General features: G+C 64.3%; 16 protein-coding genes. 11 read left to right on the top strand and 5 right to left on the bottom strand.

The window, feature by feature from the left end; translation table 11 throughout:
* Positions 1 to 7 precede the first annotated feature (7 nt).
* From CFE28_11810 to CFE28_11770, 9 genes are all read left to right on the top strand, one after another.
* Positions 8 to 205, top strand: coding sequence for a twin-arginine translocase TatA/TatE family subunit (locus tag CFE28_11810; GenBank protein ID OYU70613.1), 198 nt, complete (start codon positions 8 to 10; stop codon positions 203 to 205).
* Between the two features lie 50 nt (positions 206 to 255).
* Positions 256 to 747 (top strand): twin-arginine translocase subunit TatB, encoded by a 492-nt coding sequence (gene tatB, locus CFE28_11805; GenBank protein OYU70612.1) that lies wholly within the window; start codon positions 256 to 258, stop codon positions 745 to 747.
* Positions 744 to 1712 carry a twin-arginine translocase subunit TatC gene (tatC, locus tag CFE28_11800; GenBank protein ID OYU70611.1) on the top strand — a complete coding sequence of 323 codons (969 nt, stop codon included), beginning with the start codon at positions 744 to 746 and terminating at the stop codon, positions 1710 to 1712. Before tatB ends, tatC begins: the two co-directional genes overlap by 4 nt.
* A gap of 54 nt (positions 1713 to 1766) precedes the next feature.
* Positions 1767 to 3047, top strand: a complete 1281-nt coding sequence (locus tag CFE28_11795; protein OYU70610.1) for a serine--tRNA ligase — start codon at positions 1767 to 1769, stop codon at positions 3045 to 3047.
* Positions 3044 to 3835 (top strand): 5'/3'-nucleotidase SurE, encoded by a 792-nt coding sequence (locus CFE28_11790; protein ID OYU70609.1) that lies wholly within the window; start codon positions 3044 to 3046, stop codon positions 3833 to 3835. Before CFE28_11795 ends, CFE28_11790 begins: the two co-directional genes overlap by 4 nt.
* 1 nt (position 3836) lies before the next feature.
* Positions 3837 to 4502, top strand: coding sequence for a protein-L-isoaspartate O-methyltransferase (locus tag CFE28_11785; protein OYU70608.1), 666 nt, complete (start codon positions 3837 to 3839; stop codon positions 4500 to 4502).
* Positions 4503 to 4602: 100 nt separating this feature from the next.
* Entirely contained in the window at positions 4603 to 6348 is a 1746-nt protein-coding gene (locus CFE28_11780; protein OYU70607.1) for a peptidase M24, read from the top strand.
* A 59-nt stretch (positions 6349 to 6407) separates the two neighbouring features.
* Positions 6408 to 7586 (top strand): acyl-CoA dehydrogenase, encoded by a 1179-nt coding sequence (locus CFE28_11775; GenBank protein OYU70606.1) that lies wholly within the window; start codon positions 6408 to 6410, stop codon positions 7584 to 7586.
* A gap of 11 nt (positions 7587 to 7597) precedes the next feature.
* A complete protein-coding gene (locus tag CFE28_11770; GenBank protein OYU70605.1) occupies positions 7598 to 8680 on the top strand; it encodes an acyl-CoA dehydrogenase in 1083 nt (360 codons plus the stop codon).
* On the opposite strand, the gene CFE28_11765 is transcribed toward CFE28_11770, so the two are convergent.
* The gene (locus tag CFE28_11765; protein OYU70604.1) at positions 8677 to 10134 is read right to left on the bottom strand and encodes a sugar transporter; all 1458 of its coding nucleotides are present in this window, start codon (positions 10132 to 10134) and stop codon (positions 8677 to 8679) included. The two genes, CFE28_11770 and CFE28_11765, sit on opposite strands and share 4 nt — an antisense overlap.
* 315 nt (positions 10135 to 10449) lie before the next feature.
* On the opposite strand from CFE28_11765, the gene CFE28_11760 reads away from it, so the two are divergent.
* Together CFE28_11760 and CFE28_11755 are read left to right on the top strand one after the other, a co-directional pair.
* Complete coding sequence (locus tag CFE28_11760) at positions 10450 to 11499, top strand: aspartate-semialdehyde dehydrogenase (GenBank protein ID OYU70603.1); 1050 nt, start codon at positions 10450 to 10452, stop codon at positions 11497 to 11499.
* Positions 11500 to 11616: 117 nt separating this feature from the next.
* Positions 11617 to 12591, top strand: coding sequence for a nitronate monooxygenase (locus tag CFE28_11755; GenBank protein OYU70602.1), 975 nt, complete (start codon positions 11617 to 11619; stop codon positions 12589 to 12591).
* Between the two features lie 23 nt (positions 12592 to 12614).
* On the opposite strand, the gene CFE28_11750 is transcribed toward CFE28_11755, so the two are convergent.
* The 4 genes from CFE28_11750 to CFE28_11735 all read right to left on the bottom strand — a co-directional run bounded on the left by CFE28_11750 (position 12615) and on the right by CFE28_11735 (position 16917).
* A complete protein-coding gene (locus tag CFE28_11750) occupies positions 12615 to 12884 on the bottom strand; it encodes a hypothetical protein (GenBank protein ID OYU70601.1) in 270 nt (89 codons plus the stop codon).
* 76 nt (positions 12885 to 12960) lie between these two features.
* Positions 12961 to 13650, bottom strand: coding sequence for a hypothetical protein (locus tag CFE28_11745; GenBank protein OYU70600.1), 690 nt, complete (start codon positions 13648 to 13650; stop codon positions 12961 to 12963).
* 2 nt (positions 13651 to 13652) lie between these two features.
* Positions 13653 to 15686 (bottom strand): NADPH-dependent 2,4-dienoyl-CoA reductase, encoded by a 2034-nt coding sequence (gene fadH, locus CFE28_11740; GenBank protein ID OYU70599.1) that lies wholly within the window; start codon positions 15684 to 15686, stop codon positions 13653 to 13655.
* A 61-nt stretch (positions 15687 to 15747) separates the two neighbouring features.
* On the bottom strand, positions 15748 to 16917 hold the full coding sequence (locus tag CFE28_11735; GenBank protein ID OYU70598.1) for an acetyl-CoA acetyltransferase: 1170 nt from the start codon (positions 16915 to 16917) through the stop codon (positions 15748 to 15750).
* Between the last annotated feature and the right edge of the window lie 10 nt (positions 16918 to 16927).

Genomic DNA, 16927 nt, shown 5'->3' with positions numbered 1-16927 from the left:
TAAACGTATGGGCGCTTTTCAACCTATTCACTGGCTGCTGGTGGCTGTGGTCGCGCTGTTGTTCTTCGGTGGCAAGGGCAAGCTGTCCGGCATTATGGGCGACGCCGCCAAGGGCATCCGGGCCTTCCGGGACGGCCTCAAGGACGAGCCTGCTTCTACGGAAGCCGCCGCGGTCGACGCCAAAAAAGACGAAGCTCGCAGCTGATTTCCGTTATTCCCCGTCCATCAGGCGGGGCGCACTGTTAGGACCTGGGCATGCTTCCCGACGTCGGTGGGCTTGAATACCTTGTTATCGCCGTCGTCGCCCTCCTTGTGGTGGGGCCCAAAGACCTGCCCAAGATGCTGCGGGTGGTCGGGCAGTTCGTCGCTAAGCTGAGAGGTATGGCTGCGGAATTCCGCGCCAGCTTTGATGAGATGGCCCGGCAGTCCGAACTTGATGAGCTTCGCGCTGAGGTCGAAGCCATGCGCAAGGGCCAGATCCTTGATCAGGCCCAGCAGGAATCCATGGGCGATGTGAGCCAGATCTTCAATGAAATCGGCGACAGCCTGCAGGCTGGCGGGGTCCAGTTCCATCCGCCCATGAGCCATCAGATCGAGGCCGCTGCAGCAGAGCCCATGACCGTCGAGGTGGCTCCCCCGCCGGTGAAGGCGCCGCGCAAACGCAAGCCTGCTGCAGAAAAGGTCGCCACCGAAAAGGCCGCGCCAGTTCGCGCAAGGCGCAAACCAAAGGCGGAACCTGCCTCGTGAGCGACAGCCATGACGATGAAATCGAGGCCTCTCGCGCGCCTTTGCTGGACCACCTGGTTGAGCTCAGGCAGCGCCTGCTGATCTGTGTCGTGGCCCTGGCTCTGGGCTTTGTCGTGTGCTTCGCCCTCTCGACCCAGATCTACACCCTGCTGCTTCACCCCTATGAAGTCGCAGCGCAGATCCTCGCCGCCGAAAAGCTTGCCCAGGGACATGGACCCAAGGTGGGGTTCTGGGACGGGATCATGCAGTTCCTGCATCTTCAGCCGACCCCGCCAGATCAAAAGCCTTCGGGCGGACCCTTTGACCTGCTGCTTGCCCTGGTCGGTCTTAAGGAAGTTCCGAATGTCGCGGGCCAGAACCTGAAACTGATCTTCACCGCGCCTCTGGAATTCTTCTTCACCAAACTGAAGCTGTCGGGATTTGGCGCTGTCGTGGTGACCTTCCCGGTGCTGGCCGCCCAGGTCTATGGCTTCGTGGCGCCAGGGCTCTACAAGCAGGAGCGCAGGGCTTTTGTGCCATTCCTGGTCGCGTCGCCATCCCTGTTCGTCCTGGGCGCCGGGCTGGTCTATTACATGATCCTGCCTTTTGTTCTCTGGTTCTCCCTGAGCCAGCAGATCACCGGCGCAGGCGCGATTTCGGTCGAGTTGCTGCCGAAGGTCTCGGACTATCTGACCCTTGTGACAACGCTGCTTCTGGCCTTCGGCCTCTGCTTCCAGTTGCCGGTTGTCCTGACCCTGCTGGGCCTGGCGGGGATCGTCAGTTCGGATCTGCTCCGGGAAGGCCGCCGATACGCCATTGTCGGGATCTTCATCGTGGCCGCCGTGGTGACGCCACCGGATCCGATCAGCCAGACCCTGCTCGCCATGCCCATTATCGCGCTCTACGAGATTTCGATCTGGTGCGTGAAGCTGATCGAGCTGCGTCGGAAGCGCGAAGAGGCGTCCCAGGACATCGTTCCGGTCTAGGCGCCCACGGCGACGCGGACTAGACAAGGCCCCAATTGTTAATGGCGGCCACCAATGCACGATATCCGAGCCCTTCGCGAAACCCCCGAGCTCTACGAGAAAGCCTGGGCTGCGAAGGGTCGATCCGGCGCTGCGGCTCAGGCCCTGGACCTGGATGGCAAGGTCCGGGCGGCCAAGCTGGCTTCCGAGACCACCCAGTCCCGGCGAAATGACCTGTCCAAGCGCATAGGCCAGGCCAAGGGCCAGAAGGATGACGCCCTGGCCAACCAGCTCATGGCTGAGGTCGAAGCCCTGAAGGCTGACCTCGCAGCCCAGGGGGAGGCCGAACGCACCTTCAGCGCCGAACTGCAGGACCTGCTGGCGGCCCTTCCCAACATTCCGGCGCCAGACGTACCTGAAGGGGCTGACGAGCACGGAAATGTCGAGGTCCGTCGCTGGGGTGAACCCAATCACGTGGCTAATCCGAAGGATCACGTCGAACTGGGCGAAGGCCTCGGCATGCTGGACTTCGAGGCCGCCGCCCGGATGAGCGGGGCCCGTTTCACGGTCATCAAGGGGCAGCTGGCGCGCCTTGAGCGGGCGCTCGGCCAATTCATGCTGGATCACCAGACCCAGCAGAACGGCTATCTGGAAGTCTCGCCCCCGCTGTTGGTCAACGATGCCGCAGCCTATGGCACCGACAAGCTGCCGAAGTTCGCTGATGACCTGTTCCAGACCACGGATGGCCGCTGGCTGATCCCGACGGCGGAAGTGCCCCTGACCAGCCTGGTCATGGGTCAGATCGTTGCGGAAGAAGAGCTGCCCATGCGGGTCACTGCCCTGACGCCCTGCTTCAGGTCAGAGGCCGGCGCATCCGGGCGCGACACCCGCGGCATGATCCGCCAGCACCAGTTCTACAAGGTCGAGCTGGTCTCGATAACCACTCCGGACCAGAGCGACGCGGAACATGAGCGCATGGTGGCCTGCGCCGAGTCCGTGCTGAAGGCGCTCGAGCTGCCCTTCCGCACCATGCTGCTGTGTACGGGCGACATGGGTTTCGGCGCACGGCGGACCTATGACCTCGAGGTTTGGATCCCGTCCCAGGGCCAGTATCGCGAGATCAGCTCATGCTCGAGCTGTGGCGACTTCCAGGCCCGGCGGATGGACGCCCGCACCAAGAAGGCCGGTGAAAAGGGCACCCGCTATGTGCACACCCTGAACGGGTCGGGTCTGGCGGTGGGCCGCACTCTGGTGGCCCTCATGGAAAACTATCAGGACGAAAAGGGACGGATCGCCATCCCGCAGGCCCTTCACCCCTATCTGCCCGGACTGACCCATATCGGCGGTGAAGGGTGAGGCTGCTCCTGACCAATGACGACGGCATCCATGCCGAGGGGCTTGAGGCCCTGGAGCGGATCGCCCGCGTCCTGACCGACGACATCTGGATCTGCGCGCCTGAGTATGAGCAATCCGGGGCCAGTCGGTCCCTGACCCTGGATGAGCCGATCCGGGTGCGCCAGGTCACTGAGCGCCGGTTCTCGACCACTGGCACGCCCACTGACTGCGTCATGATGGCGGTGACCGAGTTGATGGGCGGTCTGCGGCCTGATCTGGTTCTGTCAGGGGTTAATCGCGGCGCCAACCTGGCCGAGGACGTCACCATGTCCGGCACCGTGGCTGGGGCCATAGAGGGCATGGCCCTGGGCATTCCTTCCATCGCCCTGTCGCAGATGAGCTGGCCGATCGCCGGGCAGGAAATGTCCAAGGCGCCGCTCTTTACCCCGGCTGAGCACTTCGCCCCTGGCATTGTCAGGCGCCTGATGGAGATCGGCTGGCCTGACGACGTAGTGATGAATGTCAACTTCCCCTCGCGCCCCACTGAGGCCATTACCGAAGTTGAAGTGACCCGCCAGACCTTCCGCGACGTTCATGTCCGCAAGGCCGAGAAGCGCACCGACATGCGCGGAAACGCCTATTACTGGATGGGTTTCCGGGCTGAAAAGTCCAGGCCTTCACCGGGGACAGACCTTGCGGCCATCTACGACGGCAAGATCTCCGTGACGCCCCTGCACATCGACCTGACCCATATGGAGACCGTCCACAAGATGCGGTCGCACCTGGGCGGCGCACCGCCAAGGGGTTGAGATGACGGCTGGAACCCCTGAGGCCGAGGAGGGCAATGTCCGTCTGGCCAAACTGCTCCTGAGCCTGCGGGCCCAGGGGGTCACCGACCCCGCCGTCCTTGCGGCGATCGAATCCACACCGCGTGAGCTATTCACCCCCGACCTGTTCCAGGAGCGGGTCTGGGAAGACTCTGCCCTTCCGATCGCCTGCGGCCAGACGATCAGCCAGCCCTACATAGTTGGCCTGATGACCCAGGCCCTGCGTCTGGATTCCCGTTCGCGCGTGCTGGAGATCGGCACCGGGTCCGGCTACCAGGCGACAATACTCTCCAAGCTTTCGCGGCTGGTCTACACGGTGGAGCGCTATCGCACCCTGATGAAGGCGGCGGAGTACAGGTTCAAACAGCTGGAACTGACAAACATCATCACCCGGTTCGGTGATGGCGGGCTTGGTTGGCCCGAACAGGCGCCTTTTGACCGCATTATGGTCACAGCTGCAGCGTCAGATGAGCCCGAGGCCCTGCTTGCACAACTCAAGCCCAACGGCGTTCTGGTGGCGCCGATCGGCAAGGGACCTGTGCAGGTGCTAAAGCGCTATACTGGCGACGGTCACGGGGGATTCGCGGTCGAGTCGATGACCGAAGTCCGCTTTGTGCCCTTGTTGGACGGGGTGGCGAAGGAGCTCTGAGCCGCAAGATTACGAACTTGTGGGTTGGCTGTGACTTCGAACTTCATCATTGGTTAACCGCAACGCCACGACTGAATCCGAAACTGCTGCCGGAGCGGCGATGACGCAATTTCTTTCCCGAACCGCCCTTGCCCTCGTGACGGCGACCGCCCTGACAACGTCAATGGCCTGGGCGCAGATGCCCAAGCCAAACTTCCCGATCGCCCTTCCGGCGGCGACGGATGAGGACCTGCCGACGCCAACGGCGGAGCCCGACGATGCCGTGCGTGAAGCGCCTCCTATGCCATCAACTCCGGCGCCTGAAGGTGTCGAGGCGCGCGCCCTGGCTGAAGCCGCTGCGCCACGTCCGGAAACGCGCCCGGCGCCGGTGACCCGCACCGAAACCCGGACAACCGTTGCGGGGCGGGTGGTCTCCGCCGAAGGTCCGGCCAAGGTCCATGTGGTCAAGTCGGGAGACACCCTCGCGGCAATCGGCCGGGAATGGGACATGGACCCCATGGATATCGCGGCCCAGAACGGCCTGAAGCCGCCCTACCGCCTGCAACCCGGCGACCGTATCAAGGGGCCCAAGGGACAGGCCAAGGCCTATGTGGTCGGGCAGGGGGACACCCTTTACGCTGTCGCCCGACGTTTCTCTGTGTCCGCCAAGGATCTGGCGCAGGCCAATGACATGTCGACTGGCCAGGCCCTGAAGTCGGGCCGCAAGCTGATCCTGCCGGATGGCTACAAGGACAAGGGCCCCACCCGCACCCAGGTGGTTGTGACGGCAGATGCAGTTGCGCCAAAGCCGGTCGCGCCAACCCGGCCTACGACGCGGCCTCCCGCGGTTGAAAAGCCGGTTCAGGAAGAACCTTCGGACACCCCTGCCGTCGCCACCCGCCCGGTGACCACGACCAGGGTCAGTGTCACCGGCAAGGTCGTCGAATTCACCGGAAAGCCCATCAGCTATACCGTCCGCAAGGGCGACGCGGTCGACTCCATCGCCCATGGCATGGGGATGACCCGCAAGGAGTTTGCCGACCTCAACAATCTCGAAGCGCCCTATATCCTGCGACCGGGCAAGGTCCTCAAGGGGCCGCCAAAGACCCTCAAGGGGTATGTTCCGGTGGAGGGTGATACCTTTGCCCTGATCGCCAAACGGTTCTCGACGACCTCCAAGGCTCTGGTGGCCCTGAATGGCAAGACCCTGCGGCCCGGCAAGCGCATAACCCTGCCGGATGGAGTCCGTGATCGCGGCCCTGTCCGGGAGACCATCCGGAGCGGCCCGGTTGATACCCCGGTTACACGGACTGTGACGGTTACGCCGCCAGTCACCGAGCGCCCGACACCGCCAGTTATTACTCCCAGGCCCTATGTTCCGCCCGTAGTGACCCCGCGACCCCAGACGCCGCCGCCCATCCCGCCCGCCGTTTCCGGCCCGCTCAGCGACTCCCAGATTTCAGCCCTGGGTCGGGGACGCTTTGTGTGGCCCCTGCGCGGCGACCTGATTTCCGACTTCGGCCCCAAGGGCACTGGCCAGCGCAATGACGGCATCAATATCCGCGCCCGCACCGGCGATACGGTTCGGTCTGCGGCAGCCGGCGACGTTGTCTATGCCGGCGACCAGGTGCCTGGCTTTGGCAATCTGATCCTGGTCAAGCACGCTGACGGCTGGGTTACGGCCTATGGCCATCTGGCGCGGGTGGATGTGAAGATGCAGCAGAAGGTCGTCCAGGGTCAGCAACTGGGCCTGGCCGGGGACACGGGCGGCATGTCCGAGGTTCAACTGCACTTTGAGGTCCGCTATGCTCCTGTGCCGACCGAGCGGGCCCGCCCGGTCAATCCGGAACTCGTGCTGGGCAAGTAGTCCAACCTGGCCTCACGGTCCGGCGATACAAGAAGACTCCCAGCAAGCAGGGGAAACGCATGGACCTGTCCTATAGCGCCGAGCATGAAGACTTCCGGCGACAGACGGTGGCCTTCATCGAGGCCAACCGGCATCTGGCGCCGCGTCCCGGCGGCCCCAGCGCCCTGGCCTGGCAGGCCCTGCTGATCGAGAACGGCTATGCGGCCCGGACCATTCCAAAGGCCTATGGCGGCTATGGCGCCGAGCCCGACATCCTGAAGTCGCGGATCATCGCCGAGGAGTTCGCCAGGGCGCAGATTTCACCGGGCATGGGCGGGCAGGGGATCTCCATGCTGGTGCCCACCCTGCTGGAAATGGGCACGGAAGAGCAGAAGGTCCAGTTCATCGGTCCGACCCTGCGCGGGGAAATGCTCTGGTGTCAGGGCTATTCCGAGCCAAACGCCGGCAGTGACCTGGCCAGCCTGGCCACCAAGGGTGAGCTGGTCGGCGAGGAATGGGTGATCAATGGCCAGAAGATCTGGACCAGCACGGCCCATCTCGCCCACTGGATGTTCTGCCTGGTGCGGACCGAGCCTGACGCCGCCAAGCATGAGGGCATCAGCTTCCTGCTGTTTTCCATGGAAACCCCCGGCATCGAAATCCGCCCCCTGGTGGACATGACCGGCGCGGCGAACTTCAATGAGGTCTTCTTCACCGACGTCCGCGTTCCGCAGCATCAGATTGTCGGTCGCCGGGGTCAGGGCTGGCAGGTCGCCAATTCCATCCTGCGCCACGAGCGCGGCTCCCTGGCTGACCCCAACACCATGCTCAGCCGGGTCAACGCCCTGGCCGACATGATGAAGACCGAGACCCTCGATGGCCGGCCGGTCATGGACAATCCGATCTATCGCGATCGACTGATGCAGATCCAGGGCAGGGTCCTGGCCATGCGCTGCAACGACCTGCGCCTGTTGTCGGCTGCGGTGAACCGCCAGAACCCCGGCGTCGCCGCCATGGTGGTCAAGCTGCAGGGCACGGAACTGCGTCACGAGCTGGAGGCCCTGGCCATCGATGTCCTGGGTGAGCTGGGCTTGCTCTATGGCGATACGCCCCGCCTGCGCGGCCACGGCAGCTGGCAGAGGGATTACATGTACTTCCTGGGCCTGATCATTGGCGGCGGGACGTCGCAGATCCAGAAAAACATCATCGCCGAGCGCGGCCTGGGCATGCCCCGGGAAGCCAAGCTGGCCTCGGCCTGAGGACCTGACCCATGGAATTCGGACTTTCCCAGGAACAGGTCATGCTTCAGGCCTCGGTGGAGCGCTTCCTCGCCGAGCAGGGCGGACTGGCGCGCACCCGCAAATTCATCGGCGACAACGAGGTCCGCGCCAGCGACGTCCTTGAGGGTCTGGCAGGCCTCGGGATCATGGGCCTGATCATCCCCGAGGAATTTGGCGGGGTCGGCCTGTCCTTTCTGGACGCGGCCATTGTGGCCGAGGCCATGGGCCGGTTTGTCACCCCGGCGCCCTATGTGGGAACCGCCGTCCTGGCGCCTCTGGCCCTCATGCGGGCCGGAAGCGAAGCCCAGAAGAGTCACTGGCTGCCCAGGCTGGCGGCCGGGGAGGTGGTGGCGGGAGTCGCCCTGTCCGAGGCCACCGGTCCCCGCGGCGACGCCGGCGTGACCCTCAAGGACGGGAAGCTCTCGGGAACAGCCCTGTTCGTCATCGACTATGAGGCTGACATCTACGTCCTTGCGGACCGGGAGGGCGGCCTGCACCTGGTTCCCGCCAATGCGTTGGGCCTGACCCGGATCGCGCTCAAGACCATAGACGGGACGCGACCGACCGGTGAACTGCGTCTTGACGGCGTAAGTGCTGATGCTCTTCCCGGAAGCAGTCCGGTGGTCCTGCGTGAGCTTATCGATGTGGGACGGGTGATGTTCGCCGCTGACATCCTGGGCGCGTCCCAGGACATGCTCGATCAGGCCGTCGCCTATTCCAAGGAACGCAAGCAGTTCGAGCGGGCCATCGCCACATTCCAGGCGGTCAAGCACATGTGCGCTGAAATGGTCGCCGCCCTCGAGCCCTGCCGGGCCATGGTCTGGTATGCGGCCCACGCCCTCGACGCCCTTCCGGATGAGGCTTCCGTGACCGCCTGCCACGCCAAGGCCCACCTGTCAGAAGTGGGAACCTTTGTGGCCCGGCGGTCGACTGAAGTGCACGGCGGCATGGGCTTCACCGACCTGGTGGGCCTGCACTACTGGTTCAAGCGCATAGGCTTTGACCGCCAGATCCTCGGCGGCCCCCAGACGGTCCGCGAAGATGCGGCCCGCCTGCAGGGTTTCGCCGCCTAGTCGCCTTGCGAGGCCTTGTTGCGGGCGATAGTCCGCAGGTTCTCCTCGTGCCCTTCGCGGCTGATGGTGTAGGTCGACAGGACCAGCAGCATCAGCATCCAGAGGGCGACGATGGTCGGTGAGTAATAGGCGCCCAGCTTCCAGATGGTTTCAGCCGACACGGACGCCGGATCTGCGCCCTTCTGCAGGCCGGCGGCGGCCATGATGAAGCCCGCAATCAGGACGCCGCTTCCGGCCACCAGTTTCCGGATGAAGCCTGCTGCGGCGTAGAAGACCCCCTCTGAACGCCGCCCGGTCTTGACCTCGGCATGCTCAACCAGGTCAGCCATCATGGACGGCACCAGGGTCTGGTAGCAGATGATCAGGCCGACATCGAAAACGTTGACCACGAAATAGGTCCAGAACAGGACCGGCGAGCCGTTGGGCGGCAAGAGGTCAAACAGGCGCATGACCATCAGCATGGGCGAACCCAGGAAGGCGATCAGGCCAATGATGATGGCGCCACGCTTCTTGCCAATGGTCCGGGAAATGATGGGCGCCAGGACCGCACCGATGATGGCGGAGATGAAGACGCCGGTCACCATCAGGCCGCTCTGGGCGTTCGTGAAGGCCCAGAAATAGGTGTAGTTGATGAAGGCCATGGCCGCAGACAGGCCGCCGGCGATCGAGCCAAACAGGGTCGACAGGAAGAGCGAGAAGAAGGACTTGTCGACCAGGGTCTCGTAGATGTCGCGGAATATGGCCCCCAGGGTCTTGTTCTCCCGGGCTGGCGGCTGGCTGAGGTTGGGTATGTGCCGGTGGGTGCCCAGGGCCGTCACGGCGATGGCGACGAACATGATGGCCGAGGCCAGCATTCCATACACATGATAGGCGGCGGGATTGAAACGGCCATCCTTGATGGTCGCCGTGGCGAACAGGCCAAAGAGCCAGAAGTTGAACACCGACATGAAGTTGCCGACGAACCATGCGAAAAACAGGGTGAAGGACTGCAGGACCGTGCGCTGGTCGTAGTCCTTGGTCAGTTCCGGCGCCAGGGCGGCATAGGGGATCTCGAAGACCGAATAAAACAGGCGGACAGCGCCCATGGTGACGAGCAGCCACCAGAAGAGGCCTGACTGGCTGAGCCCGGTGGGCGGACTCCAGATCAGGAAATAGACCAGGGCGATCGGGATGATCGAGGCATAGATGAAGGGGTGGCGACGTCCCCATTTCGAGCGGAAATTGTCGGACACATAGCCGATGATCGGATCCAGAAAGGCGTCAATGACCAGGCCAAGGGTAAGGGCCAGACCCGCCAGGCGGGCGTCCAGTCCCATGACCTGGCTGTAGAACAGCAGCAGGAAGTAGGAGAGGCCGTTTTCCCGGACGCCGACGGCGACGGAGCCGAATCCGTAGGAAAGCTTGGTCCACAGGGAGAGTTTGGGTCCGGCGTGGGTGGCGTCGGCCGTGGTCATGTTTCCCCCTGGGGTTTTGTGTTTTCGGGTCGAAGTCTCAGCTTCGATTGAGCCAGGAACCTTGCTGGCCCGGGCCGGGAAAGACAAGAGCCGATGTCCGATCCCCTGGCCCGTTTACAGGCGTCGGCATTTCGCTTAAGGACGCCGCCATGTCCCGCGCGACCATTAAAACCATTACCCGCAAAACGATCCGCTTCGGCGGGGCGTCTGTGGGTGCGTGGCTGATCTAGCGCACGACACTACAGACCAAGCCCCGCCGATGCGCGGGGCCCTCCAGGCAAGACCCGCGCCTCCGCACCTTCCAGGAGACGCAAGATGACTTCCCGATTTTCAGCTTCCCGCCCCCCTCATGTGGGCATAGTCGGCGCCACCGGCCTTGTGGGCGAGATGATGAGCCTGCTTCTGGCCGAGCGGGATTTTCCCCTGGCGTCCCTGCGACTGTTTGCGTCGTCCCGGTCGGCGGGCAGCACCCTGAGCTGGAAGGGGCAGGCGATTGTGGTCGAGGACGCCGCGACGGCGGACTATGCCGGCCTGGACATTGTTTTCTTCTCGGCGGGCGGCTCGACGTCAAAGGCCCTGGCGCCCAGAGTCGCCGCCGCCGGCGCCCTGGTGATCGACAACAGTTCGGCCTGGCGCAATGACCCGCAGGTCCCTCTGGTAGTGTCCGAGGTCAATCCCCACGCCCTGAACAACATTCCCAAGGGCATTGTCGCCAATCCCAACTGCACCACCATGGCGGCCATGCCGGTCCTCAAGCCCCTGCACCTGGCGGCGGGTCTGAAGCGTCTGACGGTCAGCACCTATCAGGCGGTCTCCGGCGGCGGCGTCGCCGGGATCGATGTCCTGGAACGCCAGAACCGGGCTGTCACCGCCAGCGGCGCCGAGCTGGCCCGCGACGGCGCGGCGGCGGGGCTGACCCAGCCGGAAAAGTGGGCAGTCCCCATCGCTTTCAATGTCGTTCCGCTGAACTATGAGGTGGTCGAGGACGGCTATACCGAGGAGGAGATCAAGCTGCGGGACGAGAGCCGCAAGATCCTGGAAATTCCTGGCTTGCCGGTGTCCGGCACCTGTGTCCGGGTACCGGTCTTCACCGGCCACGCCCTGTCGATCAACGCCGAATTCGAGCGGCCCCTGTCGGCGCAGACCGCCCTGGAGCTCCTGGCTGCCGCACCCGGCGTGGTGATCGACGAGGTTCCCAATCCCCTGGCCGCCACCGGTCAGGATCCGGTCTTTGTCGGGCGGGTGCGCAATGATCCGACCGTGCCCCACGGCCTGGCCATGTTCGTGGCCGGGGACAACTTACGTAAGGGCGCCGCCCTGAACGCTGTTCAGGTGGCCGAAGTCTTCTGCTTCAGCCCGGCATAAAGTCGCTGGAATTGGCCTGCACGGGGCGCCGCGGTCTCGACGGGTGGCGGCCCCCGTGCAATTCTTGGAGCGAGCTCGCCAGGCAAGGCGACACGCAATCCAGGAAGGAAACCAGCCATGAAGACCGCCATCACCGAAATGTTCGGCGTCGAAACTCCCCTCGTCATGGGCGGCATGACCGGGGTCGGCATGGGCGATCTGGTGGCCTCCGTGGCCAATGCCGGCGCCCTGGGCTTCCTCGTCGCCCACATGTACCCGTCCGGTGAAGCCCTTCTGGCGGAAATCGAGCGGATCAAGACCCTCACCGACAAGCCCTTCGGCGTGAACCTGACCCTGCTGCCGTCGATCAATCCCATCCCCTATGACGCCTATCGCGAGGCCATCATCGAATCCGGGATCAAGATCGTCGAAACCGCCGGCCGCACCCCGATCGATCACCTGCCGCGCTTCAAGGAGACCGGCGTCAAGGTCATCCACAAGTGCACCTCGGTCCGTCACGCCGTCTCGGCCGTGAAGCATGGCTGCGACGTGATCAGCATTGACGGCTTTGAATGCGCCGGCCACCCCGGCGAAGACGATGTCGGCCTGATCGTTCTGCTGCCCGCCACGGTCGACGCCATTAATGTGCCGGTCATCGCCTCTGGCGGCATGGCCGACGGCCGCAGCCTTGTGGCGGCCCTGGCCCTTGGGGCCGAAGGCGTAAACATGGGCACGCGCTTCTGCGCCACCCAGGAAGCCAAGATCCACCAGAACGTGAAGGAACAGATCGTCGCCAATACCGAGCGCGACACCATCCTGGTGGGCCGATCCTTGCGCAACACCTCCCGGGTGGCGCGCAATGCGGTCTCCGAGCAGGTCTTTGAAATCCAGCGCGACACCACCAAGACCTTCGCCGAGGTTCAGGAACTGATGGCGGGCGCCCGTGGTCGCGAGAACGTCCTGCGGGACGGCAATATGGATGGCGGCATCTGGACGACCGGCCAGAGCCAGGCCCTGATCCACGACATCCCGACCTGCGCTGACCTGGTCAAGAACATCATGACCCAGGCCGACGAAATCCTGGCCAAGCGCATGCGGGCCTTCTCGGCCTAGAATTTTTCTTCGCCCTGCAGGCCTTAACGGGCCTGCAGGCTTGCTTCTGCAGGCCAGGCCTCAAGTACCCCTCCGACCACCGCAGACTCAGCGTTTGACCGGATCTGCAGCAGGGTGGCCAGGCCGCCGTGGGAATGACAGCCGATTACGCCTTCCTCGAACAATTCCGCCACCCGCCGACCCTCGAACCGGGTCCGTCGCTCTGGCAGGCGGACAAGATGGGTGGACCGGCAAAGGTCGCACTGGACGACGATGTCGAACCGCTTCTGACGACACTCTGCGAGGGTAAGCATGGCCGCAGGGTAGGGCGGCTGGCCTTGCAATGTCCAGTCAAATGTTCCTGTTATGTTCCATTCCGTTGTGGATGCTTCAGACCCCGAGCCAGCGGAATGCCCGGGCGATGAAGGCGCGTCCATCCGAGGTCACTGGCGGCGCATGAGCCATGATGACCTTTTCGCATGGCCAATCCATAACGCGGCGGATCGACCTGCGGGCTGCTGGCCGGTTGACGAAGGTATTGCGGAACTTCTGCGGGACCTCGGGCAGGGCGCCGGTCATCCGGTCCAGCCTCGCTACCAGGCCCCGCCATCCGGAGAACCATCCGGGCGGAAAGTGCTGGATCAGGTCCGTAAAAATCGCGGTCTGGCTGGGTCGATGGAGGAAGACCACTTCTGCGGTGATGAGGCTTCCACGCACGATCACCAGATCAAGGTCCTCTGCCCAGTTGGCAGGAACTGAATCTGTCAGGTCTTCGTCAAATCTGATGTCAGGCCGCTTCGCACGCAGGCCTGGTGGGGCGAAGGTCCTGGCCTCTGGGTAGGCTGCCTGCCATTCCCCCAGGAACAGGTGATGCAGGGAATTGGGGGCGACCAGCCAGCGCACGTCGCCCAGGTCATCAACCTCACGCTTCAATCTGTCTGTCATGGCGACGGGCGAGCAAACGAACAGACCGCCGTCCGCCAGCCGGATGACGATCATCCGTGTCGGATACCGGAAGCCTGCGACCTCGATGATCGGGCCGTGGGCGATCCAGAGGCCCTCTGCGAAGGCCTCCATCATGCTCAGACCGCAGCCGCCAGACGGCTGGCCTGATCAATGGCCCGCTTGGCGTCCAGCTCGGAAGCTTCGAAGGCGCCGCCGACCAGGGTCGCCTTCACGCCCATGGCCTCCAGGTCCTCATAGACCGCCCGGAGGGGCAGCTGGCCGGCGCAGAGGATGACCGTGTCCACGTCGAACAGCTTGGGCTCGCCGCCCACCAGGGTATGCAGGCCCTGATCGTCGATTTTTTCGTATTCGACCCCGGCGACCATCTGGATCCCGCGACGCTGCAGCGTGGCCTTGTGGGTCCAGCCGGTGGTGCGGCCCAGGGTCTTGCCCAGGGCATCGGCCTTGCGCTGCATGAGGATGACCTCGCGATCGGCCTTGGCCACCTGGGGGACCACGCCGGTGACGCCGCCCCGGGGATGGTTCTTGAAGTCGATGCCCCATTCCTTCGCGAAGACCTCGATGTCGGTCGCGCCCGAAGGACCGGAATGGCTGATCAGCTCAGCCACATCGAAGCCGATGCCGCCCGCGCCGATGATGGCGACCTTCTTGCCGACCCTGGCCTTGCCGGTGATGACGTCGATATAGCCGACCACCATCGGATGGTCCGCGCCGGGAATGTCCGGTGTGCGGGGTTCGATGCCGGTGGCCAGGACGATCTCGTCAAAGCCCATGCCCTTCAGGCCGGCGGCGTCCACCCGGGTGTTCAGGCGCACGTCGACCTTCAGGACTTCGAGGCGGCGGCCGTAATAGCGCAGGGTCTCGTAGAACTCTTCCTTGCCTGGAATGCGCTTGGCCAGGTTGAACTGGCCGCCGATTTCGCCTGATCCCTCAAACAGGGTGACCCTGTGACCGCGCTCGGCGGCCACGGTGGCGTAGGCCAGGCCCGCAGGCCCGGCGCCGACCACTGCGATGGTCTTGGGGGAAAGGGCTGGTTCGTAGTTGAGCAGGGTCTCATTGCAGGCCCTTGGATTGACCAGGCAACTGGTCAGCCTGCCGGTGAAGGTGTGGTCGAGGCAGGCCTGGTTGCAGCCGATGCAGGTGTTGATCTCGTCCTCGCGGCCCTCCAGGGCCTTCTTCACCAGGTCCGGGTCGGCCAGCATGGGCCGGGCCATGGAGACCAGATCAGCGTCGCCCCGGGCCAGGACCGTCTCGGCCACGTCGGGCATGTTGATACGGTTGCTGGTGATGACCGGAATGTTCAGCAGCTTGCGCAGACGGCCGGTCACCTGGGTGAAGGCGGCGCGGGGCACCATGGTGGCGATGGTCGGGACGGGGGCCTCATGCCAGCAGAAGTGGGTGCTGATGATGCTGGCGCCCGCAGTTTCGATGGCCTTGCCCAGGGTGACGACCTCATCCCAGGCCATGCCGCCTTCAAGCATGTCCATGGCGGCGATGCGGAAGATGACGATGAAGTCGGGGCCGACGGCCTCACGGACCCGACGGACAATCTCCACCGGGAATCGCATGCGGTTCTCGAAGGGGCCGCCCCACTGGTCGGTGCGCCGGTTGGTCTTTTCCACGAGGAAGGTCGAGAGCAGGTATCCGGCCGAGCCGATGATCTCGACCCCGTCATAGCCGGCTTCCTTTGCGCGGCTGGCGCAGTTGGCGAAGTCGGAGAACTGCTTCTCGATGCCGGCGTCGTCCAGTTCGTGGGGTACCTGGGGGCTGATGCGGGAGCGGACAGCCGAGGGGGCGACGCATTCATCGCCCCGCGACAGGGGGCCCGCGTGCAGGATCTGCAGACAGATCTTCACGTCGGGATCGGCGGCGTGAACGGCCGTGGTGACGATCCGGTGTTGTGCAGCATCTTCAGCCGTCGCCAGCCGGCCCCGGGCGCCGGGATCGGTGTTGGGAGAAATGCCGCCGGTGATAATCATGCCGACGCCCCCACGGGCGCGTTCAGCGAAATAGGCGGCCTGGCGTTCATAGCCGCCGGGAATGTCTTCCAGGCCGGTGTGCATGGAGCCCATGATGGCCCGGTTCTTCAGGCGCACATGGCCAAGGTCCAGGGGCGAGAACAGCAGGGGGTAACGTGCGGAAGTCGCCATGGGTCTGGTCCTGACAAGAAAAATCCCCGCAGCCGGTAAGCTGCGGGGACTTGGGTAGATCCTAGTAGATCTCGAAGAGGCCGGCGCCGCCCTGGCCGCCGCCGATACACATGGTCACCACGCCCCACTTGGCGCCGCGACGCTTGCCTTCCTGCAGGATGTGACCTGTCAGACGGGCGCCGGTCATGCCGAAGGGGTGGCCGATGGCGATGGAGCCGCCATTGACGTTGTACTTGGCCGGATCAATGCCCAGCTTGTCGCGGGAATAGAGGCACTGGCTGGCGAAGGCTTCATTCAGCTCCCAGATGTCGATGTCATCGACGGTCAGGCCCTGGCGCTTCAGCAGCTTGGGGATGGCGAAGACCGGGCCAATGCCCATTTCGTCAGGCTCGCAGCCGGCGACGGCCCAGGACACGAAACGGCCCATGGGGGTCAGGCCGCGACGCTCGGCCTCCTTGGCTTCCATCAGCACCACAGCGGCGGCGCCGTCGGACAGCTGGCTGGCATTGCCGGCGGTGATGAACTTGCCGGCGCCCTTGACGGGTTCCAGCTTGGAGAGGCCCGCCAGGTTGGTGTCGGGGCGGTTACATTCGTCTCGGTCGACGGTGTAGTCGACGATGGACTCTTCCTTCGTCTCCTTGTTGACCACCTTCATCTTGGTCTTCATCGGGACGATTTCGTCGGCGAACTTGCCGGCCTGCTGGGCGGCGGCCATGCGCTGCTGGGACTGCAGAGAGTATTCGTCCTGGTATTCGCGGCTGACCTTGTAGCGTTCGGCCACGATGTCGGCGGTGTCGATCATGGCCATGAAGATGGCCGGGGCGATATTGGCCAGTTCCGGGTCAATGGCTTCACGGCCCATGCCGCCGCCGGGAATGGAGATGCTTTCCACACCACCGGCCACAACGCAGTCGGCGCCGTCGCCACGGATGTGGTTGGCGGCCATGGCGATGGTCTGAAGGCCTGACGAGCAGAAACGGTTGACCGAGACGCCCGCCGTGGTCACGGGCATGCCGGCCAGAAGGGCGGCCTGGCGGCCGATATTGGCGGCGCCGTGGGCGTTGTTGCCGAGGTAGCAGTCTTCAACGAAGTCTTTTTCCACGCCGGAACGCTCGACGGCGTGCTTGATGGCGTGGGCCGCCATGCTCATCGGCGGGGTGATGTTGAATCCGCCGCGGCCGGATTTGGCCAGCCCGGTGCGGGCATAGGAAACGATGACAGCTTCACGCATTTAGGTAGTC

The organism is Alphaproteobacteria bacterium PA2, assembly GCA_002256425.1.
Lineage (GTDB): Bacteria > Pseudomonadota > Alphaproteobacteria > Caulobacterales > Caulobacteraceae > Phenylobacterium.
The sequence above is the reverse complement of the archived record's forward strand: the minus strand, read 5'-3'. Positions and strand labels throughout refer to the sequence as shown.